The 26743-nt window shown below is 63.2% G+C and carries 24 protein-coding genes; 16 read left to right on the forward strand and 8 right to left on the reverse strand.

The features are described from left to right. The first annotated feature begins 23 nt into the window (after positions 1 to 23). The 3 genes from pncA to HPQ62_RS15870 all read left to right on the forward strand — a co-directional run bounded on the left by pncA (position 24) and on the right by HPQ62_RS15870 (position 1816). The gene (pncA, locus tag HPQ62_RS15860) at positions 24 to 662 is read left to right on the forward strand and encodes a bifunctional nicotinamidase/pyrazinamidase (protein ID WP_174803552.1); all 639 of its coding nucleotides are present in this window, start codon (positions 24 to 26) and stop codon (positions 660 to 662) included. A gap of 135 nt (positions 663 to 797) precedes the next feature. Beyond that, a complete protein-coding gene (locus HPQ62_RS15865) occupies positions 798 to 1502 on the forward strand; it encodes an AzlC family ABC transporter permease (RefSeq protein WP_244629730.1) in 705 nt (234 codons plus the stop codon). Further along, a complete protein-coding gene (locus HPQ62_RS15870; protein ID WP_174803553.1) occupies positions 1499 to 1816 on the forward strand; it encodes an AzlD family protein in 318 nt (105 codons plus the stop codon). The genes HPQ62_RS15865 and HPQ62_RS15870 overlap by 4 nt, the downstream gene beginning before the upstream one ends. Positions 1817 to 1821: 5 nt before the next feature. On the opposite strand, the gene HPQ62_RS15875 is transcribed toward HPQ62_RS15870, so the two are convergent. Beyond that, positions 1822 to 3654 carry an aminopeptidase P family protein gene (locus tag HPQ62_RS15875; protein ID WP_174803554.1) on the reverse strand — a complete coding sequence of 611 codons (1833 nt, stop codon included), beginning with the start codon at positions 3652 to 3654 and terminating at the stop codon, positions 1822 to 1824. Positions 3655 to 3859: 205 nt separating this feature from the next. Here HPQ62_RS15875 and HPQ62_RS15880 point away from each other — a divergent pair, with 205 nt between their 5' ends. Beyond that, the gene (locus tag HPQ62_RS15880) at positions 3860 to 4111 is read left to right on the forward strand and encodes a hypothetical protein (protein WP_206678098.1); all 252 of its coding nucleotides are present in this window, start codon (positions 3860 to 3862) and stop codon (positions 4109 to 4111) included. A gap of 201 nt (positions 4112 to 4312) precedes the next feature. On the opposite strand, the gene HPQ62_RS15885 is transcribed toward HPQ62_RS15880, so the two are convergent. Further along, positions 4313 to 5959 (reverse strand): acyl-CoA dehydrogenase family protein, encoded by a 1647-nt coding sequence (locus HPQ62_RS15885; RefSeq protein ID WP_425312637.1) that lies wholly within the window; start codon positions 5957 to 5959, stop codon positions 4313 to 4315. Between the two features lie 136 nt (positions 5960 to 6095). On the opposite strand from HPQ62_RS15885, the gene HPQ62_RS15890 reads away from it, so the two are divergent. Genes HPQ62_RS15890 through dprA form a run of 4 tightly spaced genes read left to right on the forward strand, consistent with a single transcriptional unit; the run spans position 6096 to position 10131 of the window. Further along, the gene (locus HPQ62_RS15890; RefSeq protein WP_174803556.1) at positions 6096 to 7037 is read left to right on the forward strand and encodes an aspartate carbamoyltransferase catalytic subunit; all 942 of its coding nucleotides are present in this window, start codon (positions 6096 to 6098) and stop codon (positions 7035 to 7037) included. Then, positions 7034 to 8323 carry a dihydroorotase gene (locus HPQ62_RS15895; protein WP_174803557.1) on the forward strand — a complete coding sequence of 430 codons (1290 nt, stop codon included), beginning with the start codon at positions 7034 to 7036 and terminating at the stop codon, positions 8321 to 8323. Before HPQ62_RS15890 ends, HPQ62_RS15895 begins: the two co-directional genes overlap by 4 nt. A 16-nt stretch (positions 8324 to 8339) precedes the next feature. Next, entirely contained in the window at positions 8340 to 8948 is a 609-nt protein-coding gene (gene plsY, locus HPQ62_RS15900) for a glycerol-3-phosphate 1-O-acyltransferase PlsY (RefSeq protein WP_174803558.1), read from the forward strand. A 58-nt stretch (positions 8949 to 9006) separates the two neighbouring features. Beyond that, entirely contained in the window at positions 9007 to 10131 is a 1125-nt protein-coding gene (gene dprA, locus HPQ62_RS15905) for a DNA-processing protein DprA (protein ID WP_174803559.1), read from the forward strand. Between the two features lie 12 nt (positions 10132 to 10143). Here dprA and HPQ62_RS15910 read toward each other — a convergent pair whose 3' ends face one another. Then, positions 10144 to 10338 (reverse strand): hypothetical protein, encoded by a 195-nt coding sequence (locus tag HPQ62_RS15910; protein ID WP_174803560.1) that lies wholly within the window; start codon positions 10336 to 10338, stop codon positions 10144 to 10146. Between the two features lie 448 nt (positions 10339 to 10786). Between HPQ62_RS15910 and topA the strand changes: the two genes are divergently transcribed. Together topA and rnr are read left to right on the forward strand one after the other, a co-directional pair. Continuing rightward, on the forward strand, positions 10787 to 13441 hold the full coding sequence (topA, locus tag HPQ62_RS15915; RefSeq protein WP_174803561.1) for a type I DNA topoisomerase: 2655 nt from the start codon (positions 10787 to 10789) through the stop codon (positions 13439 to 13441). Next, a complete protein-coding gene (gene rnr, locus HPQ62_RS15920; protein ID WP_244629731.1) occupies positions 13438 to 15768 on the forward strand; it encodes a ribonuclease R in 2331 nt (776 codons plus the stop codon). Before topA ends, rnr begins: the two co-directional genes overlap by 4 nt. Positions 15769 to 15897: 129 nt before the next feature. On the opposite strand, the gene HPQ62_RS15925 is transcribed toward rnr, so the two are convergent. From HPQ62_RS15925 to HPQ62_RS15940, 4 genes are all read right to left on the reverse strand, one after another. Then, the gene (locus HPQ62_RS15925) at positions 15898 to 16239 is read right to left on the reverse strand and encodes a tRNA-binding protein (protein WP_174803562.1); all 342 of its coding nucleotides are present in this window, start codon (positions 16237 to 16239) and stop codon (positions 15898 to 15900) included. An 8-nt stretch (positions 16240 to 16247) separates the two neighbouring features. Beyond that, positions 16248 to 17069 (reverse strand): pyrroline-5-carboxylate reductase, encoded by an 822-nt coding sequence (gene proC / locus HPQ62_RS15930; protein WP_174803563.1) that lies wholly within the window; start codon positions 17067 to 17069, stop codon positions 16248 to 16250. A 1-nt stretch (position 17070) separates the two neighbouring features. Then, positions 17071 to 17571 carry a type III secretion system chaperone family protein gene (locus tag HPQ62_RS15935; RefSeq protein ID WP_174803564.1) on the reverse strand — a complete coding sequence of 167 codons (501 nt, stop codon included), beginning with the start codon at positions 17569 to 17571 and terminating at the stop codon, positions 17071 to 17073. A 374-nt stretch (positions 17572 to 17945) separates the two neighbouring features. Next, on the reverse strand, positions 17946 to 18203 hold the full coding sequence (locus tag HPQ62_RS15940) for an accessory factor UbiK family protein (protein ID WP_174803565.1): 258 nt from the start codon (positions 18201 to 18203) through the stop codon (positions 17946 to 17948). Positions 18204 to 18384: 181 nt separating this feature from the next. On the opposite strand from HPQ62_RS15940, the gene lgt reads away from it, so the two are divergent. The 6 genes from lgt to HPQ62_RS15970 all read left to right on the forward strand — a co-directional run bounded on the left by lgt (position 18385) and on the right by HPQ62_RS15970 (position 24396). Next, positions 18385 to 19236: a prolipoprotein diacylglyceryl transferase gene (gene lgt, locus HPQ62_RS15945; protein WP_244629732.1), complete on the forward strand. Its 852-nt coding sequence runs from the start codon at positions 18385 to 18387 to the stop codon at positions 19234 to 19236. After that, positions 19233 to 20333 carry a class I SAM-dependent methyltransferase gene (locus HPQ62_RS15950; RefSeq protein ID WP_174803567.1) on the forward strand — a complete coding sequence of 367 codons (1101 nt, stop codon included), beginning with the start codon at positions 19233 to 19235 and terminating at the stop codon, positions 20331 to 20333. The genes lgt and HPQ62_RS15950 overlap by 4 nt, the downstream gene beginning before the upstream one ends. A 54-nt stretch (positions 20334 to 20387) precedes the next feature. Continuing rightward, positions 20388 to 21188 carry a peptidoglycan editing factor PgeF gene (gene pgeF / locus HPQ62_RS15955; RefSeq protein WP_174803568.1) on the forward strand — a complete coding sequence of 267 codons (801 nt, stop codon included), beginning with the start codon at positions 20388 to 20390 and terminating at the stop codon, positions 21186 to 21188. A gap of 38 nt (positions 21189 to 21226) precedes the next feature. Then, positions 21227 to 22378, forward strand: coding sequence for a M24 family metallopeptidase (locus HPQ62_RS15960; RefSeq protein ID WP_174803569.1), 1152 nt, complete (start codon positions 21227 to 21229; stop codon positions 22376 to 22378). A gap of 80 nt (positions 22379 to 22458) precedes the next feature. Further along, positions 22459 to 23337, forward strand: coding sequence for a hypothetical protein (locus HPQ62_RS15965; protein ID WP_174803570.1), 879 nt, complete (start codon positions 22459 to 22461; stop codon positions 23335 to 23337). 126 nt (positions 23338 to 23463) lie between these two features. Then, entirely contained in the window at positions 23464 to 24396 is a 933-nt protein-coding gene (locus tag HPQ62_RS15970; RefSeq protein ID WP_174803571.1) for a ribose-phosphate pyrophosphokinase, read from the forward strand. A gap of 149 nt (positions 24397 to 24545) precedes the next feature. Here HPQ62_RS15970 and HPQ62_RS15975 read toward each other — a convergent pair whose 3' ends face one another. After that, complete coding sequence (locus HPQ62_RS15975; RefSeq protein ID WP_174803572.1) at positions 24546 to 26579, reverse strand: putative bifunctional diguanylate cyclase/phosphodiesterase; 2034 nt, start codon at positions 26577 to 26579, stop codon at positions 24546 to 24548. Between the last annotated feature and the right edge of the window lie 164 nt (positions 26580 to 26743).

A 26743-nucleotide genomic window follows, 5' to 3' on the forward strand; every position in this document is an offset into this window, starting at 1 on the left:
TCGAGACGCATGAGAGGTGAACGATGAAAGCGCTGTTGTTGGTCGATATCCAGAACGGCTTCTGCCCTGGCGGCAATCTGGCCGTTGCTGATGGCAATGCGGTGGTGCCGGTCGCCAACAGGCTGATCGAGAACGGCGGCTATGGGCTGATCGTCGCGTCTCAGGATTGGCATCCCGAAGGCCATGGCTCCTTCGCCTCCTCCCATCCCGGCAAGCAACCCTTCGACATGGGCACACTCAACGGCAAGCCGCAGGTGATGTGGCCGGATCACTGCGTCCAGAACACGCCCGACGCCGATTTTCACCCGAACCTCAACGTCACCTCGATCGACTACGTGCAGCGCAAGGGCGAAGATCCGGAAGTCGATTCCTATTCCGCCTTTCGCGACAACGACCATCACGCCGTCACCGGCCTCGATGCCTATCTGAAGCATCAGTCGGCCACCTCGCTTGATATCATGGGTCTCGCAACCGACTACTGCGTCAAGTTCTCCGCGCTCGATGCGCTTTCGATGCTGCCGGGCGTGCGGATCCGGCTGATCGCGGATGGATGCCGCGGTATCGATCCTGACGGCGTCAAGGCCGCATTCGAGGAAATGCGCACGGCCGGCGTCGAGATCATCACCAGCGATCAGGTTCTGGAAGGCCGCGGCCACGGTTGATCAATCCATCAATGGTTCTGATTTGTCATGGCCGCGATAACCGTCTAAGGCATCGAAAGCGCGCTTGAGGTTGCGCACCCATATGGCCCTCCCTCGGCCGATCGATTTCCGTCCCGGCAAGGGGAGACCTCCGTTTTGAAAGAGCAGGGCCATTTCTTCGCGGGAATCCGCTCCGGCCTCGCCCCGGCCCTGTCGGCGGCTCCCTTCGGCATGCTGTTCGGTGCCGTGGCGGTGTCGCAGGGTCAGTCGATCGCGGAAGCATCGCTGATGAGCCTCTCGATCTTTGCCGGCGCCAGCCAGCTGGTCGGCGTCGAACTCTTCGGTCAGCATGTCGCTGCCTGGATGATCGTCGCCTCCATCCTCGCCGTCAATTTCCGCCACGTCCTCTATTCTGCGGCGGTGACGCCGATCTTCAAGCGGTTCTCCGCCCCGCAGCGCTTCCTGTCGTTCTTTTTCCTCACGGATCCGCAATTCGCCGAAACCCTGAAGCGCGAGGACGGGGGAACGCCCGTCACCTTCGCCTGGTATATGGGCGTCGCACTCTGCTTCTATCTGCTCTGGAACGCCATGACGCTGGTCGGCGCGACGATCGGCGGCCTCATCGCCAATCCAGAAGCGCTGGGGCTGGACGTTCTGCTGCCGGTCTACTTCCTCAACATCGTCGTCGGCTTCCGGCACCGCGCCAATTACATACCGGTGGTCGCGATCAGCGCCGTATCGTCGATCATCGCCTATGTCACGATCGGTTCGCCCTGGCATGTGAGCGCCGGTGCGCTCGCCGGAATCCTGCTGGCAGCAGCCCTTCCGCCGAAAAAGCCGGCCGAGGCAGAACAGCCATGAGCAGTTTTACCGATGATCATATCGTGCTGGTGATCCTTGCTGCAGGTCTCGTGACCTACCTGACGCGCATTGCCGGCTATATCCTTCTGTCGGTGGTCTCCCATATTCCGCCGCGCGTGGAGGCAGCGCTCAATGCCATTCCGGCGGCCGTGCTGACCACGCTTGTCGCACCGTCCTTTTATGCGGGCGGATGGGATACCCGGGTCGCGATGGCCGCTGCCCTGGTTTTCGGCATGCGCTTCGCGTCCCCTCTTCCCATGATCGCCATCGGCTGGTCGGTGCTGATGCTGATGCGCTTTGTCGTGCTCGCCTGAGCCGCTCAGGCGAGCGGCCGGGTTGCAGCCTCAAGCCAGGCGCGTTCGTCCTCGTCAGTGACGAGCGGCCGAAGCTTTTCAAGCACCTGCGCGTGATACTGATCGAGCCATGCGATTTCCTCTTCGCTCAACAAGGCAGGCAGGATCAGCCGCCGGTCGATCGGGCACCATGTCAGCGTCTCGAAGGACAGCATGGGGATCTCGCCGCCCTCGATCGGCTGGGCCTCCTTGACGAGAACCAGGTTCTCGATGCGGATGCCGAAGGCGCCGGGACGATAATAGCCCGGTTCGTTGGAGAGGATCATGCCGGGCTTCAACTCCGCCGAGCCGAGACGTGAAATCCGCTGCGGGCCCTCATGCACGGAGAGATAGGAGCCGACGCCGTGGCCGGTGCCATGGGCATAGTCGACCCCCGCATTCCAAAGCGCCAGCCGGGCCAGCGGATCGAGATCCATGCCGCGCGTGCCGACCGGGAAACGGGCGCGCGAAATGGCGATCATGCCCTTCAGCACCAGCGTGAAGAACTTTTTCTGTGTCTCGTCGACGGCGCCGATCGCCAGCGTCCGGGTAATGTCGGTCGTTCCGTTCTGATATTGCGCGCCGGAATCGACCAGGTACATTTCGCCGGCCTGAAGATGGCGGTCGGTCTCGCTGGTCACCCGGTAATGGATGATCGCGGCATTGGGGCCCGAGCCCGAGATCGTGTCGAAGGATATGTCGCGCAGCGGGTTCTGCATCCGCAGGCCGGTTTCGGCCCGCGCCGCTTCGAGCGCCTTGGCGGCATCGATCTCGCTGACGCTGCCAGCCGGCTGATTGTCGAGCCAGGAAAGGAAGGATACCATGGCGGCGCCATCCTGCACATGAGCAGCCCGCGTCCCGCTCTTCTCGGCCGCGTTCTTGATGGCGCGTTGAGGGGGCACCGGATCTGGCGCATTCTGCCAGCTGCCGCCAGCCGCCTCCACGATCTCGACCACCGCATAAGGCACCGCAGCGCGGTCGATCAGCACCGTCTCGCCTGCGCGCGCGATCGCGGCAAGCGCCTCGCCAAGCTCAGACGGCGGACGGATTTCGGCAAGCGGCGCCAGATGCTCAGCCGCCTCCCCTGTCACCTTTTCCTGCGCGAGAAACAGGATCGCCGTGCCGTCCGCCTTCACGATCGCGCGCGACAGCGGCGCGGGCGTGTGCGCAATGTCATTGCCGCGTATGTTGAACAGCCAGGCGACCGAGGTGGAATCCGCGATCAGGACCGCATCGGCCTTTTTGGTCCCGAGCATCCTAGCAATGGCAGCGATCTTGTCGGCCGCCGGCTCGCCGGCATGGTCCAGCTTTTGCACCGCGACCGGTGCGCCTGGTTCCGAAGGCCGGCCGGTCCAGATCCGGTCGACCGGATTTTCGCCAAGGATGACGAGTTCACCCCCGATTCCAGAAAGGACCGTCCGCAGCCTTTCCACTTCCGCCGGCGTATGCAGCCAGGGATCGATGCCGAGCTTGATGCCGCCCGGTTTATGCTCGCCAAGCCAGACCGGCGGCGGCGCGTTGACGAGATCGCCTGCTTCCATGAGCGCAGGATCCGTCTGGGCGGCAAGCTGGGTGGTATAGCGGCCATCGACAAACACGATCGCCTGCTCCTCCATCACCAGCGCAATGCCCGCTGAACCCGTAAAGCCAGTGAGAAAGGCAAGCCGTTCGGACGAAGGTGGCACGTATTCGCCCTGATATTCATCGGTGCGCGGCACCAGAAAGGCGTTGATGCCGAGCGAGGGAAACAGGGCGCGAAGCGCGGCAAAGCGGGGTGCGGCCTGTTCGGGGCGGGAGGATACGTCGAAGGATTGAAACATGAATACCACCGGATGATTGTCGGCCGGACGATAGCCGATCCTGCCGCGGATCGGAATTGCCTGAACGGCGTTTTTCAGCGGTCGCGCAGGACCGCCGTGCCTCGAGATTAGGCTATTTTAAGCCATGCATGCAAAAGACGCATGGCTCCCATGAGCTTGCCCACCTGCCTGAACGGTAAGCGAAGGCGTATATCAGGGACAGTTGATGACGAAGCGCGCCGAACACCTCGGCAGCCTGCTTCGGATGCCGGACGGTCCGGCGAACGCATTTAAGACAGGGAGAATTGAAATGGGCTTTTTCCGCACCGCTTACAAGAACCTTACCGATGCACGCCAGCGTCAGGCCGAGCGCTATGTTGCCGACGCCCTGATGCGCCTCGACGACGCTTCGCTGAGCGCCATGGGCAAGTCGCGCGCTGAACTCAACCGCGAGCGCGCTCGCCGTTCCGCATTCTGATCAGCGAAAGCGCCTGAACGGCAGCATTCGTTCGGGGAAGCGGCGCACGTTTGAGCGTGCTCGCGTCAGCGCTGTTCGCGATATTGAGGCCGTGCCCCCCGGGGCATGGCCTCTTTGTCTTTTTGCCGGACATTCTTTCGAATGGCGCTGCACGCCGTTTCGCCCGCCCGTGCCCGAAAACAGACCGGGTTCAATCCGCTGTCAGTCGATCTCGGGAAACAGCAGTTCCACGATGTAGCTCGGGTCGAAGCGGGTATCGAGCATGCCGTAGGTCGAGCGCCAGCCAGCCGCAAGCCGGGTCTCGAGAAAGGCATCGGCGATGCGCCCCGCGCCGAGCCGGTAGAGCTCCGCGGCACCTGCTGCAAGCGCCATCTGCTCGATGAAGATGCGCGATGCGCTCTCATCGGTCTTGCAAAGCGCCATCGCCGCGCGCAGCAGTTCCACGATCTTGGGGCCGGACTGTCCCAGATCCCGGGCGATCACCTGGAAGACCGCATCGAACAATTCGCTGCCGTGTTCCACCACCCGGCGCAGGTCGAGCGCCATCATGTTGCCCGCACCGTCATTGAGCGCGAGGCCCGGCGCATCGCGGTAGTGACGGGCAATCGGACGATCCTCGATATAGCCGCTGCCGCCCATCGCCTCCATCGCCTCCGCCACAACGGCGGGCGCAATCTTCGTGGTCCAGTATTTGGCAACCGGGGTCATCACCCGCGCATAGGCCGCCTCCTCGCCGCTGTCGCGGGCCCGGTCGAAACTGTCGGCCAGCCGGAAGGAGAGCGCGCCGGCAGCGGCGACATCGAGCGCCAGATCCGCTAGCACCCGCATCATCAAGGGCTGTACCACGAGAGACCGGCCGCCGACCCGCCGGCCACGCGTCGCATGGGTGGCTTCGGCAACGGCTGCCCGCATCATGCCGGAGGCAATGATCGCACTGTCGAGGCGCATCAGCGTCAGCATGTCGAGAATGGTCCTGAGCCCGCCATCGGCCGGTCCGAGGAGGAAGCCGAACGCATCGGAAAATTCGACTTCCACCGCCGCGTTCGATCTCAATCCGATCTTGTCCTTCAGGCGCTGATAGCGCAGCGCATTGCTGCGGCCTTCATCAAGCAGCCGCGGCACCAGGAAACATCCCGGTTTGCCCTCGACATCGGCAAGCATGATGAAGGCATCGCTCATCGGCGCGGACACGAACCATTTGTGCCCCGAAAGCCGATAGACGCCCTCGCTCACGCGCTGCGCCTTGGTGACAAGCGCGCGCATGTCGCTGCCTGCCTGCTTTTCCGCAATCGCAAGGCCGATGGTGGCGGAGGTCTTCTGGCTCTGGGCGCGGTTGGTGGTGTCGTATTTGCGCGAGAGGATCTTCGGCGCCCAGTCGGCCCGAAGCGGCGGTGATGCCGACAGGACGGCGAGCGCTGCCGAGGTCGACGACATCGGCTCCAGATGCCCGCATTCGAGCTGGGCGGAGAGGAACATCCGGACCGCGCGCAGCTTGTGGGCCTTCGACTTCGAATCGGCATCGCGCGGCGGTTCCCACAGCGAGGAGTGCAGCCCCGCCGCCATCGAACGGCGCATCAGCGCGTGATAGGCCGGATGGAAAGACACAACATCGAGCCGCTCGCCCGCCAGACCGTGGGTCTTCAGCTGCGGCAGGCTGGTGTTGGCCATCATCGCCAGCTCCTGCGCATCCGGCGAGGTGACGTATCGGCCGATCGCATCGAACTCGTCGCGCAAGGGTCTGGCAAGATTGCGCGTCAGGTCGCCGAGCAGCGGATCGGACTGGAAGGCATTGAGATTGCTCCACGGTCTCGGCTGGTTCAGCGTCTTGTAGATGTCGGCTTCGGCCATCGGCATGATTTCCGTTTTCGGGTTCCCGGCAGTTGGCATGCTTCGATATCATCTGTCAAAGCTTGCGGCGAGGCGGGCAAGCCATTATAGACCGCTAAACTTCCACCGACTGACCGCACGACCGGAGGAAAGCTTCATGGTCTTCTTTCCCCACCGACACCTGATCGGCATCAAGGGGCTCTCTCCCGTCGATATCGAAACGCTTCTCGACAAGGCCGAAGAGGCAATTGCCTTCAACCGGTCCCGTGAAAAGAAGAACAGCGTTTTGCGCGGGCTTACCCAGATCAACCTGTTTTTCGAGGCATCGACCCGCACCCAGGCCTCGTTCGAGCTTGCCGGAAAGCGGCTCGGCGCGGATGTGATGAACATGTCGGTCGGCAATTCCTCCGTCAAGAAGGGCGAGACCCTGATCGACACGGCGATGACGCTGAATGCGATGCATCCGGACGTGCTGGTGATCCGCCATTCCTCCGCAGGTGCAGCCGAACTCCTGTCGCAGAAGGTTGCCTGCTCGGTGATCAATGCCGGCGACGGCGCGCATGAACACCCGACACAGGCGCTGCTCGATGCGCTGACGATCCGCCAGGCCAAGGGCCGCCTCGACAATATCGTGGTCGCGATCTGCGGCGACATCCTGCATTCGCGCGTCGCCCGCTCCAACATCATCCTGCTCAACACGATGGGCGCACGGGTGCGCGTCGTCGGTCCCGCAACGCTTCTGCCGGCGGGCATCCGCGACATGAGCGTCGAGGTCTGCGACACCATGGAGGAAGGGCTGAAAGGCGCCGACGTGGTGATGATGCTCCGCCTCCAGCGCGAGCGCATGTCCGGCGCCTTCGTGCCGTCGATCCGCGAATATTTCCACTTCTGGGGCCTCGATCGCGAGAAGCTGAAGGCCGCCAAGGACGATGCGCTGGTGATGCATCCGGGCCCGATGAACCGCGGCGTGGAAATCGCCTCCGATGTGGCGGACGGTCCGCAAAGCGTGATCGAGCGGCAGGTGGAGATGGGCGTCGCCGTGCGCATGGCGGTGATGGAAACCCTGATGCTGTCTGAAAACGGAGGGCCGCGCACATGAGACCGCTCGTTCTGAACAACGCCCGGATCATCGACCCCTCCCGTAATCTCGACGAAACCGGCACGATCATTGTTGAAGACGGGCGGATTTCTGCAGCCGGCGCCGATGCCCGAAATCAGGGCGCGCCGGAAGGCGCCGAGGTCATTGATTGCAACGGCCTGGTTGCAACCCCCGGCCTTGTCGATGCCCATGTCTTTGTCGGCGAACCCGGCGCGGAGCATACCGAAACCATCCAGTCCGCAGGCCTTGCGGCAGCTGCCGGCGGCATCACCTCCTTCATCATGATGCCGGACACCCATCCGCCGATTGATGACGTCGCGCTGCTGGAATTCGTGCTGAAAACGGCGCGCGACAACGCCGTGGTCAATGTCTATCCCGCTGCAGCCCTCACCAAGGGTCTCAAGGGCGACGAGATGACCGAGGTCGGCATGCTCAAGGCACAAGGCGCGGTTGCCTTCGCCAATGGCCGCTACTCGCTTTCCGACAACCGCGTGCTGCGGCGCGCCATGACCTATGCCCGCTCGTTTGACGCCGTGGTGGCGCTTGAGCCGCGCGACCGCTATCTCTCCGAGACCGGCGTGATGAACGAGGGACTGTTTGCAAGCTGGCTCGGCCTTTCGGGCACGCCGCGCGAGGCCGAGGTGATCCCGCTCGAGCGCGACCTCCGGCTCGCGACGCTGACGAGAGCCCGTTACCACGCCGCCCTGATTTCGGTTCCGGAATCGGTCGAGGCGATTGGTGTGGCGCGGTCGCGCGGGGCATCGGTCTCCAGCGGCATTTCGATCAACCATCTGACGCTGAATGAAAACGACATTGGCGAATATCGCACCTTCTTCAAGCTGTCGCCGCCGCTGAGGCAGGAAGAAGACCGGCTGAAGATGGTCGAAGCCCTGAAGGACGGCCTGATCGACATCATCGTGTCGTCGCACGACCCGCAGGATGTCGACACCAAGCGCCTGCCCTTCTCCGACGCCGAGGATGGCGCGATCGGCCTTGAAACCATGCTCTCGGCAGCTCTCAGGCTGCATCACAGCGCCGATGTGCCGCTGATGCGGCTGATCGATGCGATGTCGACGCGGCCTGCGAAGATCTTTGATCTTCCAGCCGGCACGCTGACGCCCGGCGCCAGGGCCGACATCACCCTGATCGATCTCGACGAGCCATGGGTGGTGACGGCGGACCGGCTGGTCTCGCGTTCGAAAAACACGCCGTTCGAAAATGCACGCTTTTCCGGCCGCGCCGTTCGGACCTATGTTGGCGGCAAGCTCGTCTATCTGGCAGACTGAGGCAAAAGGGGCTGACATGTTCTCATTCGATCTGACCGCGACCGAGACGGTGATTGCGCTTGTCGGCGGCTATCTTCTCGGCTCGATCCCGTTCGGCTACCTGATCACCAAGGCCGCAGGCCTAGGCGACATCCGCGGCATCGGCTCCGGCAATATCGGCGCCACCAATGTGCTGCGCACCGGCAAGCGGCACCTGGCAGCGCTGACGCTTCTGCTCGATGCGCTGAAGGCCACCTGCGCCGTCATTCTCGCTTCGACGCTTTACGGCAGCCAGGCAGGCCTGCTTGCGGGTGCGGCCGCCTTCATCGGCCATCTGTTTCCGATCTGGCTCGGCTTCAAGGGCGGCAAGGGTGTGGCGACCTATATCGGCGTGCTCCTCGGTGTCGCACCTGCCGCAGTGCTGATCTTCGCCTTTGTATGGCTGCTGATGGCGAGGCTCTCGCGCTATTCATCGCTTTCGGCGCTGATCGCGACGCTTGTCATTCCGGTTGCTCTGTGGATAATGGGCCTACCGCAGGTTTCACTTGTCATGGCCGTTCTGACGGTCATCTCCTGGTGGCGGCACAAGACCAATATCGAACGCCTGATTTCAGGCACCGAAAGCAGGATCGGAGACAAGGGGTGACGACAACGGGGAACGACCGCGCCAGGGCGAGACGCGCCCGCGTACCGGAAGCTCCCCTTTGAACGGCCGGTCCGGCATTACCCTTTCTGAAAGCCAGCGCGTCGCCTGGCTGCGGCTGATCCGCAGCGACAATGTCGGGCCCGTTACCTTCCGCGAACTGATCAATCATTATGGCAGCGCCGAGGCGGCGCTTGAACGCTTGCCGGAACTTGCCGTGCGCGGCGGCGCCGACAAGCGTTTTCGCGTGGCGACGGTGGCAGAGGCCGAAGGCGAAATCGAGACGGCTCTGCGCAACAAGGGGCGGTTCGTGGCAATCGGAGAGCCGGACTATCCCCCGGCGCTGAGGGCAATTGACGGCGCGCCGCCACTGCTTGCGATGTCGGGGAGCGGCGATGTGGCGACCCGACCCGCGCTTGGCATCGTCGGCGCACGCAATGCTTCAGTCGCGGGTGCCAAGTTCACCGCGATGATCGCAAATGCCGCGGCGGGCGCCGGCTACACCGTCGTCTCCGGCCTTGCGCGCGGGATCGATACCGCCGCCCACCGCGCCAGCCTGTTTCATGGCACGCTTGCCGTCATTGCCGGTGGGCTCGACCGCCCCTACCCTCCCGAAAACATCGGGCTCTACCGTGAAATCTGCGAGGAAGGCGGCGTCGCCATCAGCGAAATGCCCTATGGCTGGGAGCCGCGCGCCCGCGACTTTCCCCGCCGCAACCGTCTGATCGCCGGCTGTTCGCTTGCCGTGGTGGTGATCGAGGCGGCAAACCGTTCCGGATCGCTGATCACCGCGCGCCTTGCAAATGAGGCCGGCCGTCTCGTGCTCGCCGTGCCGGGCTCGCCGCTGGATCCGCGCGCCCAGGGCACGAATGGCCTGATCAAGCAGGGAGCAATGATCGTCTGCAGCCCGGAAGACGTACTGGAAGCGCTTTCGCCGCTCTCGGACATGGAGTTGCCGTTCAAGGGGGGAGCGGACGAGGATGAGGACGACGATCTGCCCGCCGCCGCGCCCGATGACGACGACCGCGTGCGGGTTGCCCAGGCGCTCGGGCCGAGCCCCTGCGAGATCGACGATCTGATCCGATTTACCGGTGTGAACGCAGCGGCGGTGCAGATGATCCTGCTCGAACTCGACCTTGCCGGACGACTGGTCAGGCATGCGGGCGGAAAAGTCTCGATGATTTGAAGCCTTGACGCCTCAATCGGCCGATCGGGCGATCCGCGCCTGGACGTCGCCCGCTTCGATGAACGCCATATCGATCAGATAGCAGAGCATTTCCGCGCCGTCCTTGTCGGAAATCCTGCGCAACTGCCCCAGTATCTGACGGATGTAGATGATCTCGTCCTCTGTCAACTTGCCATTCTTTTTGTTTTCATGAAGAAAAGAGGACATTCGCGCACCCCTGCAGCCGTCGCGGAACCAGTCAAACCCCGGAATTTGCCATGTTGATCGACAATAACGTCCCTGCCTGAGATTGCAATGTCAGGCAACATTCGCCTTAGGTTGTATTGACGTGCAAATCGGCAAAAAATCAGCGCGGGGCTTGACCCGGCGGCAATCGCTGTCCATTTCGGAAGCCGAGGCCCAAATGCCGAAAAGCCGCCCAAATGGACGGAAATCAGCCATTCCGCTTGATCTGTCAGCGAATATGGTAGAAGCGGATGCAAAGCGCGCTGGCAGAGCAGGGCACGGGCCTGAGCGTTTCAGCCGACGATGAAGACAGACCCGCTCGCAAGCGCTGGCCCCTCCGGCAGGAGAGAGCCGAGCGCGCGAGCCAAAATTTGCCGCAAAGATGCGGGCATCGAACGGACATTCGATGCAGATCCAGGAAACGGAACACATGGACGTTGTTGTTGTAGAGTCGCCCGCCAAAGCCAAGACGATCAACAAATATCTCGGCAAGGATTACAAGGTACTCGCCTCGTTCGGCCATGTGCGTGATCTGCCCGCCAAGGACGGCTCGGTCCTGCCCGATGACGATTTCTCGATGTCGTGGAAAGTTGACACCGCCTCGGCAAAGCGGGTCAAGGATATCGCCGACGCGATGAAGAATGCTGACGGCCTGATCCTCGCGACCGACCCGGACAGGGAAGGCGAAGCGATCTCGTGGCACGTCCTCGACCTCCTGAACAAGAAGAAGCTTCTGAAGGACAAGCCGGTCAAGCGCGTCGTGTTCAACGCGATCACCAAGAAATCCGTGCTCGATGCCATGGCGAACCCGCGCGATATCGATGAATCGCTCGTCAACGCCTATCTCGCCCGCCGCGCGCTCGACTATCTCGTCGGCTTCAACCTGTCGCCGGTGTTGTGGCGCAAGCTGCCGGGCGCGCGCTCGGCCGGCCGCGTCCAGTCGGTGGCGCTGAGACTTGTCTGCGACCGCGAAAACGAGATCGAACGCTTCGTTCCGGAAGAATACTGGAACATCGTTGCCGACCTGAAGACCGTGCGCGGCGATGGCTTCGAGGCGCGCCTGGTGCAGGCCGACGGCAAGCGCGTCCAGAAGAACTCGGTAAAGAACCAGGAACAGGCCTTCCGCATCCGCGACCTGCTCGAAGGCGCCACCTATTCGGTGGCAAGCGTCGAGGCAAAGCCGGTCAAGCGCAATCCGGGACCGCCCTTCACCACCTCGACCCTGCAGCAGGCCGCCTCCTCGCGCCTCGGCTTTTCCGCCTCGCGCACCATGCAGGTGGCGCAGCGGCTTTACGAAGGCGTCGACATCGGCGGCGAGACCGCCGGTCTGATCACCTATATGCGTACCGACGGCGTCTCGATGGCGCCGGAAGCCATCACCGCTGCGCGCGATGCGATCGGCGACCAGTTCGGAAAGCGCTACTTGCCCGAAAGCGCCCGCCACTATTCGGTGAAGGCCAAGAACGCGCAGGAAGCCCATGAGGCGATCCGCCCGACCGACTTTACCCGCACGCCCCAATCGGTGAAGAAGTTCCTCGATGCCGACCAGTTCCGTCTATACGACCTCGTCTGGAAGCGCGGCATTGCAAGTCAGATGGCGTCTGCCGAAATGGAGCGCACCACCGCCGAAATCACCGCTGCCAAGGGCGGCGAGAGCGCCGGCCTGCGCGCTGTCGGCACGGTCGTGAAGTTCGACGGGTTCCTTGCCGCCTATGCCGACAACCGCGAGGAAAAGACCCCGTCCGACGAGGACGAGGATGACGGCCGCCTGCCCGAGATCAACCAGGGCGAGGCCGTCGACAAGGACAAGATCCGCGCCACCCAGCACTTCACCGAACCGCCGCCGCGCTATTCGGAAGCCTCGCTGATCAAGCGGCTGGAAGAGCTCGGCATCGGCCGGCCGTCGACCTATGCCTCGACGCTCGCAACGCTGCGCGACCGCGAATATGTGACGATCGAGAGCCGCAAGCTGACGCCCGAGCCCAAGGGCCGGCTGGTGACGGCCTTCCTCGAGAATTTCTTCAACCGCTATGTCGAATACGACTTCACGGCCGAGCTTGAGGAAAAGCTCGACAAGATTTCCGACGGCACGCTCGAGTGGAAGCAGGTGCTGCGCGACTTCTGGAATGATTTCCACGCCCAGGTCGAAGGCACCAAGGAGTTGCGCGTCACCAACGTGCTCGATGCGCTGAACGAGGCGCTGGCGCCGCTGGTCTTTCCCAAGCGCGAGGATGGCGGCGATCCGCGCCAGTGCCAGGTCTGCGGGACCGGCCAGCTGTCGCTGAAGCTCGGCAAATACGGCGCCTTCGTCGGCTGCTCGAACTATCCGGACTGCAGCTTCACCCGTCAGCTTTCCGGCGATGCGGAGGCCCAGAATGGCGGCCTCAACCCGAATGAACCGAGCGAGCTTGGCACAGATCCCGAAACGCAGGAGCCGGTGACCCTGCGCTCCGGCCGCTTCGGGCCTTATGTCCAGCGCGGCGATGGCAAGGAGGCCAAGCGTTCCTCGCTGCCGAAGGGCTGGAAGCCGGAGGATATCGACCTCGACAAGGCGCTTCAGCTCCTGGGCCTGCCGCGCGATGTGGGTCAGCATCCGGAAGACGGCAAGGTGATCACCGCCGGCCTCGGCCGCTACGGGCCGTTCGTGCTCCATGACGGCACCTATGCCAATGTCGAGAGCATCGAAGACGTGTTCTCGATCGGCGTCAACCGCGCTGTCTCCGTGCTCGCCGACAAGCGGGCCAATGGCGGTCGCGGGCGGTCTGCGCCTGCCGCGCTGAAGTCGCTTGGCGACCATCCTGAAGGCGGCGAAGTCTCTGTAAACGAAGGTCGCTATGGCCCCTATGTGAAATGGGGCAAGATCAACGCCACCATCCCGAAGGGCAAGGACCCGCAATCGATCACCATGGAAGAGGCGATCCCGCTTCTGGCCGCCCGTGCCGAAAAGGCCGGCATCAAGAAGCCGGCCAAGAAGGCCGCTGCCGCCAAGAAAGCCCCTGCCAAGAAGGCTGCGCCGAAAAAGGCCGCCGCAACCAAGAAAACCACCGCTTCGACAAAGAAGGCGGCTGAAAAGAGCGACAGTTGAGCCAGAAACCGCGTCCCCGCCGGACGGAAAAGCAGAAGGCCGCCACCGGCCAGACCATCACTCCGGGCCAGACCATCATCCATGGCGCTGTGCCGCCGCGGGACGTGCTGCTCGCCTTCATCAGCGAGAACCCGGACCAGGCCTCCAAGCGCGAGATCGCCAAGGCCTTCGGGATCAAGGGTGATGACCGGGTGGCGCTGAAATTGCTGTTGCGCGACCTCGAAAACGAGGGCCTGCTGCAGAAGAAGCGCAAAAGCCTGATGCGCCCCGGCGCCCTGCCGCCTGTGACCGTTCTCGACATCACCACCCGCGACAAGGATGGCGAGCTGATTGCGCGCCCTGCCGAATGGCCGGATCACGAAGGGGTGGCCCCCGCCGTGCTCGTGCGCCAGTCGGGTGGCGCCAAGAGCGGCAAGCGCAATGGACCGACGGCAGGCCTCGGCGACCGCATCCTTGCAAAGATCTTCCCTTCGAAATCGGAGACCGGCCCCGCTTACACCGCCCGCATCATCAAGGTGCTCGACAAGCGCAAGCTTGCAGCACTTGGCGTGGTGCGGATGCTGGACGACGGTTCGGCGCGGCTGATGCCGATCGACAGGCGCGACGACGAGATCGATCTCGTCGATCTTGCCGATGCCAAGGACGGCGATCTCGTGGAAGTCGATGTCCAGCGCTCCGGCCGCTACGGCCAGCCGCGCGGCGCGGTCCTTGCCGTCGTCGGCTCGCTGGCGTCCGAGAAGGCCGTATCGATGATCGCGATCCATGCCCACGGCATTCCCCATATCTTCCCGAAGGAAGTGATGGACGAGGCCGAGGCCGCAAGGCCCGCCACCATGTCGCACCGCGAGGACTGGCGCGACCTGCCGCTCGTCACCATCGATCCGGCGGATGCCAAGGACCATGACGACGCTGTCTATGCGGAAGCCGATACGCGTCCGGAGAACGAAGGCGGCGTGATTGTCACCGTCGCGATCGCCGATGTCTCCTATTACGTTCGCCCGAAATCCTCGCTCGACCGCGAGGCGCTGAAGCGCGGCAATTCGGTCTATTTCCCGGACCGGGTGGTGCCGATGCTGCCCGAGCGGATTTCCAACGATCTCTGCTCGCTGCGCGAGGGAGAGGACCGGCCGGCGCTCGCCGTGCGGATGGCGTTCTCGAAGGAGGGCCGCAAGGCCTCCCACACCTTCCACCGCATCATGATGAAGAGCGCCGCCAAGCTCTCCTACCAGCAGGCCCAGGCCGCGATTGACGGAAAGACTGACGACAAGACCGGCCCGCTGCTCGAACCCGTGCTGAAGCCGCTTTGGGCTGCTTATGAAGCGATGAAGCGCGGCCGCGACCGCCGACAGCCGCTCGAACTCGACATGCCGGAGCGCCGCATTCTGCTGAAGGAAGACGGCACGGTCGACAAGGTGGTCGTGCCCCCTCGCCTCGACGCCCACAAGCTGATCGAGGAGATGATGATCCAGGCGAATGTCGCCGCCGCCGAGACGCTGGAGCAGAAGCGCCAGACGCTGATCTACCGCACCCACGACGCCCCCTCGCTTGCCAAGCAGGAGACGCTGCGCGAGTTTCTGGCCACGCTCTCGATCCCGCTTGCCAAGGGCGGCAATCTGCGCGCCAATTCCTTCAACGGCATCCTGTCGAAGGCCGAGGACAGCCCGCACAAGGATATCGTCAACCAGATGGTGCTGCGCTCTCAGAGCCAGGCGGTCTATTCACCGGAAAATATCGGGCATTTTGGCCTGAACCTGATGAAATACGCCCATTTCACCTCGCCGATCCGCCGCTATGCCGACCTGATCGTCCACCGCGCGCTGGTCGCCTCGCTCCATCTCGGCGAAGGCGGGCTGACGGCTGAGGAAGAGGCCCAGCTCGAGGACATCGCCGCCGAGATCTCGACCTTCGAGCGCCGCGCCATGGCCGCCGAGCGCGAGACCGTCGACCGGCTGGTCGCGCACCATCTTGCGGGCCGCATCGGCGAGAGCTTCGACGGTCGCGTCGCGGGCGTCACCCGGTCCGGCCTGTTCATCGCGCTGCCGGAGTATGGCGCGGACGGCTTCATTCCGGTCTCCACGCTCGGGTCCGATTATTTCGTCCATGACGAGGTGCGCCAGGCGCTGGTCGGCGAGAAGACAGGGCTCGGCTACCAGCTCGGCGACGATGTCGAGGTCCAGCTCGTGGAGGCGATCCCGCTTGCAGGCGCGCTGCGCTTCGAGATGCTGAGCAACGGCAAGAAACTGCCCGCCGCAACCCGCTCCTTCCACAAATCCAAACGCGGCCGCCCGATGCGCGGCGGCAGGCCCGGCCCGCGTGGAAGACGCTAGACTGCCACAGTCTGCAAAGTCCCGGCTGCGCTCAAGATGATGTCGGAACCGTCAGGCGTCTTCGCCACTGGGCCTGCGAACAATATCCGGAATGTGAAGAGCAAGATTGCCCTCCATCACGAAGGGCGCCTAATGCAGGCGCGCGCCGTTCTCGATGTGCCTGTCGATGCCGGCAAGCACAACGGCGCCGGTTTCGTCGGCAAAGCCGAGCGTGAGCACTTCGGAACGAACCGGACCGATCTGGCGCGGTGGAAAATTGACAACCGCCATGACCTGACGGCCAAGCAGGCTTTCCCGCTTGTAATGCACCGTGATCTGGGCGGATGATTTCTTGACGCCGATCTCGGGACCGAAATCGATCTTCAACTTGTAGGCGGGCTTGCGGGCCTCGGGAAAGTCTTCCACCTCGATGATCGTGCCGATGCGGATATCGACCTTCAGGAAATCGTCGAAGCTGATCTCGTCACTCATCTTGGCACCTAACCGGCAAGTTCACGGGAGCGTTTGCAAGCGGCGTCAAGAGCGCGGTCGAACACCGGCTGAATGCCGTCCTCCGCCATCAGATGCTCGAGTGCCGCAGCCGTTGTCCCGCCGGGGGACGTGACATTCTTGCGAAGCGCGCCCGCATCGTCCGGGGAGCGATCAAGCAGCGCGCCGGCGCCGATCACCGTGCCGCGTGCAAGCCGCATGGCAAGATCGGCATCGAGCCCGAGCTTGCGGCCGGCTTCCGCCATCACTTCCACCATATGGAACACATAGGCCGGACCGCTGCCGGAAACCGCGGTCACCGCATCGATATCGGCTTCCTTTTCGACCCATTCGACATCGCCGACGGCTGCAAGCAGCGCATCGGCGGTTGCCCGGCCGGTCTCGTCAACCCGCTCATTGGCATAAGCGCCGATCATGCCGCGGCCGATCATCGCGGGCGTATTGGGGATGGTGCGCACCGTCGGCACATGGCCGAGACGCTCTTCGAAATAGGCGAGCGTCTTGCCGGCTGCGACCGAAACGACCAGCGTGTTCTCGTCAACCATCGGACGGACGGTTTCGAGGACGGCATACATCACCTGCGGCTTGACGGCGAGGACGAGGATCTTCGCCTTGATCGCCTCGGAGGCGGCGACCACATGGCGGATGCCGCTGCTGTCGAGAAGGTTCTTGATGCTGTTGGCGGGATTGGGATCGATGACGGTGATCGCTTCGCGCCTGAGGCCGCCTGCGACCCAGCCTGACAGCATCGCGCCGCCCATGTTTCCAGCGCCGACAAGAACCAGGCCATCGATCTCGGCAAGCGCGCTCATATCAGGCTTCTCCAACGGTCTCGAACAGGACGGCCTTCATCGCGTCGTCGGCGGACATGCCGGACCAGACCACGAACTGGAAGGCCTGAAAATAGTTCTCGCAGGCATCGAGCCCGCCCGAAAGCGTGCCCTCGACCTGCTGGTTTGTAGGCTCGGCCCCGCCTGCCAGAAGCAGCGACTGGCGGTAGACCACGACATTCTCATGCGCCCAGAAGTCGAAATGGCCCATCAGCACCTGCGCATTGACGCGCGACAGAAGCTTGAGCACCTCGTTGACGCGGTGTTCCGGCACGCGCAGGTCAAAGGCGCAGGCCAGATGCAGCGCCTCGTAATGGCTCATCCAGGAAAACGACACATGGTAATCCGCCCAGCGGCCGCCCACCGTCATGGCGATTTCATCCTCGCCCGAACGCTCGAACGTCCACTCATTCGTGGCAGCCACGAATTCGATCATGTCGACCGGATTGTTCAGTCGTTCGATTTCCAGCAAACCAAGGCTCATAAACCACCTGTTCAGCGCGAGAGCCGCCGCACCTCCGGCTTTGCGGATTGGCGCGAATGCTTGGGGGCTCTCCAGCTTCCATTTCGAATCATCTATTAAAATCAGTGTATAATGCGTTTTCGCCAGCGCCAGCCCCCAGACCTGAAGCTTTCGCCTCCGGCCCCATTTGCAGCCTGTCAAAATGATTCAGTCGGACCGCCTAACTGACTCTGCGACCTCAGTTTTTTCAGCATGTCCACAGGTTGGAATTTTTTTGGTGAATTTTGTCTTAACCGCTCCGCAAGCCGTTCCCGCCTGCCTCCCGAAAACGAAAAAGCGGGCTGCACTGGCAGCCCGCTCTCAAATTCCGATTTTCTTGTGGCCTGGGAGGCGCTTTATTCGCCGGCGGCGTGCTTTGCCTCAAGCGCCTCGATGCGCGCCCTGAGCGCGTCATTTTCATCGCGGGCCCGGATCGCCATGTCGCGCACGGCGTCGAATTCCTCGCGCTTGACGACATCCATGCTGTTCAGCCAGCGTTCCACCTGAGCCTTGACCGCGGTCTCCAGGTCCTTGCCCGCGCTCTGCACGGAGCCTGCCGCATCGGTCATCAGCTTCGCCAGATCGTCGAGGATGCGGGTAGTGCCGGAACTCATGTCGCTGTCTCCTTGGTCGTGCCGGCGCCCGTGCCGGCTCAATTTATCTTGAAGTAGTGCCGGTTTGCCCATGCCGCAAGCCCGCGCCATCAATATCTGCCGTAGGCCCCACACTTTCGCCAGCTTGACCGGGCTGGATTATATCGCCATCTTCCGGCGCGATCAAAAAGGAACCCTTGCCTTGCTGCCAGACAATATCCGGCTTGCCGCCATTCCCTACCCCGCGATCGATCCGGTCGCCGTGAATCTCGGCCCGCTTCCGGTCCACTGGTACGGCCTTGCCTATGTGGTCGGCATCCTGCTCGGCTGGCTCTATGCGCGCCAGCTTCTGAAGCGGGAAAGGCTCTGGCCGGGCAATACAAGGCCGATGGAGATCGCCCGGCTCGACGATTTCGTCACCTGGTCGGTGATCGGCATCGTCGTCGGCGGGCGGCTCGGCTACATGCTGTTTTATGCCACGGGCACCCTGATCGCCAATCCGCTGACGCTTTTCTACATCCAGGACGGCGGCATGTCGTTCCATGGCGGACTGATGGGCATGATCATCGCGATGGTGATCTTTTCGAGACGCCACGACATCCCGGTCTGGTCGCTGCTGGACCTGATCGGAACGGTGGCGCCGATCGGGCTGTTCTTCGGCCGCATCGCCAACTTCGTCAACGGCGAATTGTGGGGCCGGGTCTCGGACGTGCCGTGGGCGATGGTGTTTCCCGGTGCAGGCGACCTGCCGCGTCACCCGAGCCAGCTCTACGAGGCGGGTCTCGAGGGGCTGATGACGCTCATTATCCTGTTCATCATCACACAGTTCTTCGGCACGCTGAAACGGCCCGGCCTGACGGCAAGCATCTTCATCTGCCTCTACGCGCTGTCACGGATCTTCGTCGAGTTCTTCCGCGAGCCCGACCCGCAACTCGGCTATCTGTTTGGCGGCTTCGTGACCATGGGCATGGTGCTGTCATTGCCGATGCTTGCCATCGGCCTCTGGGGCATCTGGAATTCGGGGCGGATGGCAAAGCGGAGCCAGAGCCCTTGACCACGCCGCTGCTGAACAAGATCAGGGCCATGATCGAGGCCGATGGCCCGATGCCGGTCTCGACCTATTTCTCGCTCTGCCTTGCCGACCCCGAGCACGGCTATTACCTGACGCGCGACCCGCTGGGCAAGGACGGCGACTTCACCACAGCGCCGGAAATCTCCCAGCTCTTCGGCGAACTTGTCGGCGTTTTCCTGATCACCGCCTGGCAGGCCCATGGCAGTCCCTCCGCGACCCGGCTGATCGAAGGCGGCCCCGGACGCGGCACGATGATGGCGGATTGCCTGCGCACCATCGCCGCCCTGTCACCGCAGATGTATCATGGGCTTTCGGTTTGCATGCTGGAGACAAGCCCCGCCCTCCGCGCCCGTCAGAAGGAAACACTCAAGGCCCACGTCCGACTGATCCACTGGGTTGACCGGCTGGAGGACATAGCTGACGGCTTCACGCTGTTTGTCGCCAACGAACTCTTCGACGCGCTGCCGATCCGGCAATTCGTGAAATCGGGCGCGGATTTCTTCGAGCGCGCGGTTCAGGTTGACGATGACGGCGCGCTCGGCTTTTGCCTGTCGCCTGCCCGTCTCGACGGCGATACCCTGCCGAAAGGCTTCGAGCACGCGCCGGAGGGAGCGATCTTCGAATACGCGCCGGCGCGCGAGGGGTTGATGCGGGAGATCGCCGCACGGCTTGCGCGCGCAGGCGGCAGCGCGCTGGTGATCGACTATGGCCATCTTGAAAGCGGCTTTGGCGATACGCTGCAGGCACTGCGTGATCACCGCTTCGATCCGCCGCTTGCTCATCCGGGCGAAGCCGACCTGACGAGCCATGTGGATTTCGAAGCGCTTGCCAAAGCGGCACGCCTCGAAGGCGCCCACATTCACCCGGCCATGACCCAAGGCGCCCTTCTGGCAGACCTCGGGCTTGGCGCACGCGCCTCGGCACTCGGGCGCGGCAAAGATCGCGCCACGCAGGAAGCGATCGTCGCGCAGGCCCGCCGACTTGCAGGCGACGGGCCGGACGACATGGGCGATCTTTTCAAGGCGCTTGCCATCTCGTCCCCCACCGTGAGACTCCCCCCGTTCGACGGCACGGATTGACAAACCATCGCCTGACGCCCCACCATTTGCGCCACGACACACTGGATGGATTGCATGCCTGACACCGCCGATCGCGATGCGCCTTCACCGATGCAAAGCCCGCTTTTCGAGGAAAGGCTTGCCGGAACCGATATCCGTCACGGCTTCTTCACCCGCAAGGGCGGCGTTTCTGCGGGCCTTTACGAGAGCCTCAACTGCGGCATCGGCTCTGCCGACGAGCCCGGAGCTGTCGCTGAAAACCGGGCGCGCGTCGCAGCCTGGTTCGACCAGCCGGCCGACAAGCTCGTCACGCTCTATCAATGCCATTCCGCCGACGCGCTTGCCGTTTCCGCCCCGCCTGAGGGCGAGCGTCCCCATGCCGACGGCATGGCGAGTGCGACGCCCGGGCTCGTGCTCGGCGTGCTGACCGCCGATTGCGGCCCCTTGCTGTTTGCCGACCCGGAAAACGAGATCATCGCGGCAGCCCATGCCGGCTGGCGCGGCGCCTTCAGCGGCGTGATCGAGGCGACCGTCGAGAAAATGGTATCGCTCGGCGCGAAAAGGCGCGCGATCATCGCCGCGCTCGGCCCCACGATCGGGCCGGAAGCCTATGAGGTCGGCCCCGAATTCGTCGAGCGCTTCACCACGGCCGATCCGACATTCAGGGCGCTTTTTCGCCCCTCGCCGACCGATGGCCATGCCTTTTTCGACCTGCCGTCATTCATCGGCCTGAGACTTGAACGGGCGGGGATAGAGCACGACATCATCCGTCACTGCACCTATCAGGACGAGGAAGGTTTTTATTCCTATCGTCGCGGCACCCATCGCGGCGCCGCAGATTATGGCCGGCAGATTTCGGCCATTTCCATCATCTGAGCATTTCATGGCGTGGGATCACGCCGGGGGAGACTGACATGGCGCTCGCTTTTGAAGCTGAAGAATATGCGGAACGATTGACGCGGCTGAAGGCCGCGATGGCGGAGAAGAAGCTCGATGCCGTGCTCCTGTTCGCGCAGGAAAGCATGTACTGGCTGACGGGCTATGACACGTTCGGCTTCGTGTTCTTCCAATGCCTGGTCGTGACCGCCGATGGGCGCACGGCGCTGTTGACGCGCTCCGCCGATGTCCGCCAGGCCCGCCAGACATCCAATATCTCCGAAATCCGCATCTGGGTGGATCGCGGCCAGACCGACCCCTCGCGCGACCTGAAGGACATGCTCTCCGACATGGACCTGCTCGGCTGCCGCATCGGCGTCGAATACGACACCCACGGCATTACCGGACGGTCGACCCACTTCCTCGACAGCCAGCTGAGCTCTTTCGGCCAGCTCGAGGATGCCTCCTACCTTGTCAGCAATCTCCGGCTGATCAAGTCGCCGGCGGAAATCGCCTGCATCGAAAAGGCGGCGACGCTTTGCGACGATGCCTTCGAGGCCGCATTGCCGTTGATCCGCCCCGGCGCCGACGAAGCCGAGATCCTTGCCACCATGCAGGGCGCGGTCCTTTCAGGCGGCGGCGACTATCCGGCCAACAACTTCATCGTCGGCTCGGGCGAGAGCGCACTTCTTTGCCGTTCGAAATCCGGCCGCCGCAAGCTCGATGCCAATGACCAGCTGACCCTCGAATGGGCGGGCGTATGGTCGCATTATCACGTGGCCGCCATGCGCACGGTTCTGGTCGGCGAACCAAGCGACCGCCACCAGTCACTGTTTCGCGCGGCAACCGCGACGCTGTCTGCGATCGAGGAAATCCTCAGGCCGGGTCACACCTTCGGCGAGGTGTTCGACAAGCATGCCGAGATCATGGATGCGCGCGGCCTGTCGCGCCATCGGCTGAATGCCTGCGGCTATTCGCTCGGCGCCCGATTCGCGCCGTCGTGGATGGAGCACCAGATGTTCCACACCGGCAATCCGCATCCGATCCTGCCCTCGATGTCGCTGTTCGTGCATATCATCATCATGGATTCCGACAGCGGCACCGCCATGACGCTCGGGCGCACCTACCTGACCGGCGAGGATGATCCGCGCCCGCTGTCGCGTCTTGGTCTCGAGCTTTACACAAAATAAAGCACGATCACGGTCGGCGTTTGACATTGCCTCGCCCTCTCCCGAAAATTGACCGGATTTTCAACGGAAGGGCGAGGGAAATGGTGCGCGCAGCAAGCATTCTACTCGTGGCCGGACTGCTTTCAGCCTGCACACGTTTCGACGCGATGATGGGCGACAGCGGGCCTCCGGAGCCTGTCGGCACCCTGCCGCCTGCAGCTTCGCCGGCACCGATTGCGGCCGCGCCTGCCGAGACCGTTTCCAGACAGTCACTCGCAGCACCGTCAGGGATCGCCCAGCCGACCTATGCGGCGGCACCGGCCCAGACCTATGAGGTCGCCCAGGCCAGCGGTGCGTCCTACCAGGTAGCACAGGCAAGCGGCACCACCTATGACGCGACGCCCGGCGTCGGTCGTCCGCCGAGCACATTCGGCGCGCAGGCTGCAGGCCTTCAGCCCGCCGCTCCGGCCTACGAGCCGCCGCAACCGGCCGTGGTCGCCCCCTCCGCCGCCCTTCCCCCGCCCGTTCAGGCGCCCCAGGCTCCGGCTTCACCCCCGCAGCAGGCGGCAACGGCGCCCGCTGCGGCACCGGCGGCATCGATCGCAGCCGCAGACACGATCCGCTTCCTGCCGATCATCGGAGCGCCGTCAGACAAGCTGCAGCCGCTTTCGGCCCGTCTTGGCGACACCGCACGGGCGGCGGGGCTCTCGATCGTCGCCATGGATGATGCCGCGGCCGACCTCAGCCTCAAGGGCTATTTCTCGGCTGTCGATCAGGACGGCGTGGTCTCGGTCATCTATGTCTGGGACGTGATCGGCCAGAATGGCGTCAGGCTGCACCGCATCCAGGATCGCGAAGCGTCGACCAGCGGCGGATTTACCGGCTCCGATCCGTGGACAGGCGTCACGCCGGAGATGATGTCGGCGATCGGACAGAAATCGATCGGCGCGCTTCTGGGCTGGCTCGACACGCAGGGTTGAGGCACGTAAGTCGCGTCATGGAAATGTAAAAAATCCGGAAAAACCCGCTTCGCGGCTTGACTGCGGACTTGCTTTAACGTTGATCCACGTTAAAAAGCGACAGTCAGACTGAACGGGCGGTATGATATGAAAGTTTTCGCGGGCAATTCCAACCGACAGCTTGCCGAAGCGATCTGTAACTATCTCAATGTACCGCTCGGCAAGGCTACGGTTCGCCGCTTCGCCGATCAGGAAATCTTCGTTGAAATTCAGGAAAATGTGCGCGGCGAGGACGTCTTCGTCGTCCAGTCGACCTCGTTTCCGACCAATGACCACCTGATGGAACTGCTGATCATGATCGATGCGTTCCGGCGTTCTTCCGCGCGCCGGATCACAGCGGTTCTGCCCTATTTCGGCTATGCCCGCCAGGACCGCAAGCCCGGTCCGCGCACGCCGATCTCTGCCAAGCTCGTGGCAAACCTCATCACCCAGGCCGGCGCCAACCGCGTCCTCACGCTCGACCTTCACGCAGGCCAGATCCAGGGCTTCTTCGATATCCCCACAGACAATCTCTATGCCCTTCCGATTCTCACCCGCGACATCAAGGCGCGGCGCAATCTGGATAATGTCATGGTGGTTTCGCCCGATATCGGCGGTGTGGTGCGCGCCCGTGCACTTGCCAAGCGGCTCGACTGTCTTCTCGCGATCGTCGACAAGCGCCGTGAACGGCCGGGCGAAAGCGAAGTGATGAACATTATCGGCGATGTCGAGGGCAAGGACTGCATCCTGATCGACGATATCGTTGATTCCGGCGGCACTCTGGTGAACGCCGCAGAGGCGCTTTTGAACAATGGCGCGCTGTCAGTCACCGCCTACATCACCCACGGCGTCCTTTCCGGCGCCGCCGTCGAGCGGATTTCCAATTCCAAGCTCGAAGAACTGGTGATCACCGATTCGATCCAGCCGCGCAGCGACATGGTGGCCTCGTCCAAGGTGCGGGTGGTTTCCACGGCAGGGCTGATCGGCGAGGCCATCAACCGCACCAGCCACGAATCCTCCGTTTCAAGCCTGTTCGACTGAGACGATCCACCCGCGGTTTCCTCAGGACGGCTTCGTCAAGTCGGGGCCGCTGCGGTTCAGTCCGCCGTTTTGACGCTGCCGCACCGGATTGCCTTCGCCTTGAGGCGCGCCGGCGCCTGAACCCTCATTCCCGTTTGCGGCACAAAGCGTCAGACGGCCATGCTCCTGACCGGCGGCTGCACAGGCACGGCGATGTCGTTGCCGTTGACGACGGCCTCGATCGCGCTGCGGGGCTCAGGCTTGCCGAAATAATAGCCCTGCGCGCGCAGGCAGTGTTCACGATGCAGGAATTCGAGCTGCTCCTCGGTTTCGACGCCTTCTGCTAGCACCCTTATCCCGAGGCTCCGGCTGATGATGACCGTGGCGCGCACGATTGCAGCCGACAACTCGTCCCCCGGCAGGCCTGCCACGAACGACCGGTCGATCTTGATCTTGTCGAAGGGAAACTGCTGCAGCGTCGCGAGCGACGAGTAGCCGGTTCCGAAATCATCCATCGCGATCTTCACTCCGAGCCGCTTCAGCGCCGAGATCGAATCATGGGCGCGCTGGCCATCCTCGACGAGGCCGCTTTCGGTGAATTCCAGTTCAAGCCGCTCGGGCGGAAAACCGGTTTCCCGCAGGATAGCCTCGACCTTTCGCGGGAAGCGCGCATCGGCAAGCTGGCTGGCCGAGACATTGACGCCGATCTGGAAAGGGTTGCGCCAGGTCGCGCCATCCAGACAGGCCTGGCGCAGCACCCATTCGCCGAGCGCGCCGATAAAGCCGGTGCGCTCGGCAAGCGGTATGAACTCGTCGGGACTGATGAGACCGAGATCCTTGTGGAACCAGCGGAGCAACACCTCGAAGCCGAATATTTCGCGGGTCTCGGTCAGACGCTGCTGCTGATAGAACAGGCGGAACTCCCCTTCCTCAAGAGCCCGGCGCATGTCCAGCGCCAGGGCGTTCAGCCGCCGTTCGCCATGATCGCGTCTGACGTCGTAGAAGACGATGCTGTTGGCGCCGCCCCGCTTGGCGCGCTGAAGCGCAACATCGATGCGGGCAATCAGCTCATATGTGGAATTGCCGTCGGTGGGAAACCCGGTGAAGCCGCAATGGAGCTTCACTTCGAAGGAGGTTCCCTCCCAGACGATCGGCCGGGCGATTTCATCGAGCGCGCGGCGAAAGGTCCGCGCCACCTCGACCCGGCCGGCAGACGTTTTCAGGATGACTGCGAATTCGTCATCGCCCACGCGCGCTACGAAGCAATCGGAAGGCAGTTGCTCCACCAGCCCTCGTGCGACATGGCGCAGGATATGGTCGCCCGCGCTGTGTCCATGGACGTCGTTGATCTCCTTGAACCCGATGATGTCCAGAAAGCCCACGGCGAACCTGCTATTGCCATGGCTGCCCTCGTCGATCAGGCGTTCGAGCACAGTCGAGAAGGAGCGGCGATTGGGCAGGCCGGTCAGACCGTCATGCGCTCCGGCGATCGTGACCTGTCTGTCGACCTGTTCGCGGTTCTTGGCTTCGATGATCAGAAGCGCCAGTCCCACGATCACCACCACGCTGATGCCCTGCGCGGTAAAGAAGGTCATGGTCTGCGACGACAGCCCCTCACCGGGAATGGGTATGGAGCCGTCGTTGACGACCTCCATTCCAATCATGCTGATGAAGTGCACGCTGAAGATCGCCAGGATGAAGAACGACGTGGCGACCATCTGGCAGCAAAGGGCGCGCATGCGCACGGGCGCGGAAAAGGCGAGCGTTGAGAACAGGATTCCAAGGACGATGCTCGCTGCGACAAAGCCCCAGGACCATTCATAGCGCCCCGGACCGTCATAGCCCGCCATGCCGACGAAATGCATCAGCGCAATGCCTGCTCCGACGATCGCCCCTCCCAATTCCACGGGAAGCTTCCGCCCGCCCCGATAGAAGACGAAGACGCCTGCCGTCGTCATGATGACGGCGATCGCGAGCGACAGAAATGTGAGCGCTGGATCATAGACGTGCGGCAGATTGTCATCATAGCCGAGCATGGCGGAGAAATGGGTGCACCAGATCGTCATGCCGCCGACGGCCCCGGAAAGCAGCAGCCAGATCCAGGCTTGTTCTATCGGCGTGGAACGCACGCGCACGATCAGGCTCATCGTCAGATAGCCGCCGACAAGCGCCACGAAAAACGCAGCCGCGAAGGCACGATACATGTGCCCATCCGCCATGAAACCAGACATCGCGTCCAAATAAACCTCCGTGAACCTGTCCTGATACGAGGACGCAATCAGTCCGGATCGGGTGACCCCGTCAGGCCCAACGTTATTTATCCGCGACGATACACCGTCAATCTCTCTTTTGGATAGGTTTGCTTGCC

Origin of the sequence: Martelella limonii, from assembly GCF_013344475.1 — a bacterium.
Lineage (GTDB): Bacteria > Pseudomonadota > Alphaproteobacteria > Rhizobiales > Rhizobiaceae > Martelella > Martelella limonii.

Coding starts and splice junctions, on each gene's coding strand:
- pncA (WP_174803552.1), top strand. CDS start 24: ATGAAAGCGCTGTTGTTGGTCGATATCCAGAACGGCTTCTGCCCTGGC.
- HPQ62_RS15870 (WP_174803553.1), top strand. CDS start 1,499: ATGAGCAGTTTTACCGATGATCATATCGTGCTGGTGATCCTTGCTGCA.
- HPQ62_RS15875 (WP_174803554.1), bottom strand. CDS start 3,654: ATGTTTCAATCCTTCGACGTATCCTCCCGCCCCGAACAGGCCGCACCC.
- HPQ62_RS15880 (WP_206678098.1), top strand. CDS start 3,860: ATGACGAAGCGCGCCGAACACCTCGGCAGCCTGCTTCGGATGCCGGAC.
- HPQ62_RS15885 (WP_425312637.1), bottom strand. CDS start 5,959: ATGGCCGAAGCCGACATCTACAAGACGCTGAACCAGCCGAGACCGTGG.
- HPQ62_RS15890 (WP_174803556.1), top strand. CDS start 6,096: ATGGTCTTCTTTCCCCACCGACACCTGATCGGCATCAAGGGGCTCTCT.
- HPQ62_RS15895 (WP_174803557.1), top strand. CDS start 7,034: ATGAGACCGCTCGTTCTGAACAACGCCCGGATCATCGACCCCTCCCGT.
- plsY (WP_174803558.1), top strand. CDS start 8,340: ATGTTCTCATTCGATCTGACCGCGACCGAGACGGTGATTGCGCTTGTC.
- HPQ62_RS15910 (WP_174803560.1), bottom strand. CDS start 10,338: ATGTCCTCTTTTCTTCATGAAAACAAAAAGAATGGCAAGTTGACAGAG.
- topA (WP_174803561.1), top strand. CDS start 10,787: ATGGACGTTGTTGTTGTAGAGTCGCCCGCCAAAGCCAAGACGATCAAC.
- HPQ62_RS15925 (WP_174803562.1), bottom strand. CDS start 16,239: ATGAGTGACGAGATCAGCTTCGACGATTTCCTGAAGGTCGATATCCGC.
- proC (WP_174803563.1), bottom strand. CDS start 17,069: ATGAGCGCGCTTGCCGAGATCGATGGCCTGGTTCTTGTCGGCGCTGGA.
- HPQ62_RS15935 (WP_174803564.1), bottom strand. CDS start 17,571: ATGAGCCTTGGTTTGCTGGAAATCGAACGACTGAACAATCCGGTCGAC.
- HPQ62_RS15940 (WP_174803565.1), bottom strand. CDS start 18,203: ATGAGTTCCGGCACTACCCGCATCCTCGACGATCTGGCGAAGCTGATG.
- pgeF (WP_174803568.1), top strand. CDS start 20,388: ATGCCTGACACCGCCGATCGCGATGCGCCTTCACCGATGCAAAGCCCG.
- HPQ62_RS15960 (WP_174803569.1), top strand. CDS start 21,227: ATGGCGCTCGCTTTTGAAGCTGAAGAATATGCGGAACGATTGACGCGG.
- HPQ62_RS15965 (WP_174803570.1), top strand. CDS start 22,459: ATGGTGCGCGCAGCAAGCATTCTACTCGTGGCCGGACTGCTTTCAGCC.
- HPQ62_RS15970 (WP_174803571.1), top strand. CDS start 23,464: ATGAAAGTTTTCGCGGGCAATTCCAACCGACAGCTTGCCGAAGCGATC.
- HPQ62_RS15975 (WP_174803572.1), bottom strand. CDS start 26,579: ATGTATCGTGCCTTCGCGGCTGCGTTTTTCGTGGCGCTTGTCGGCGGC.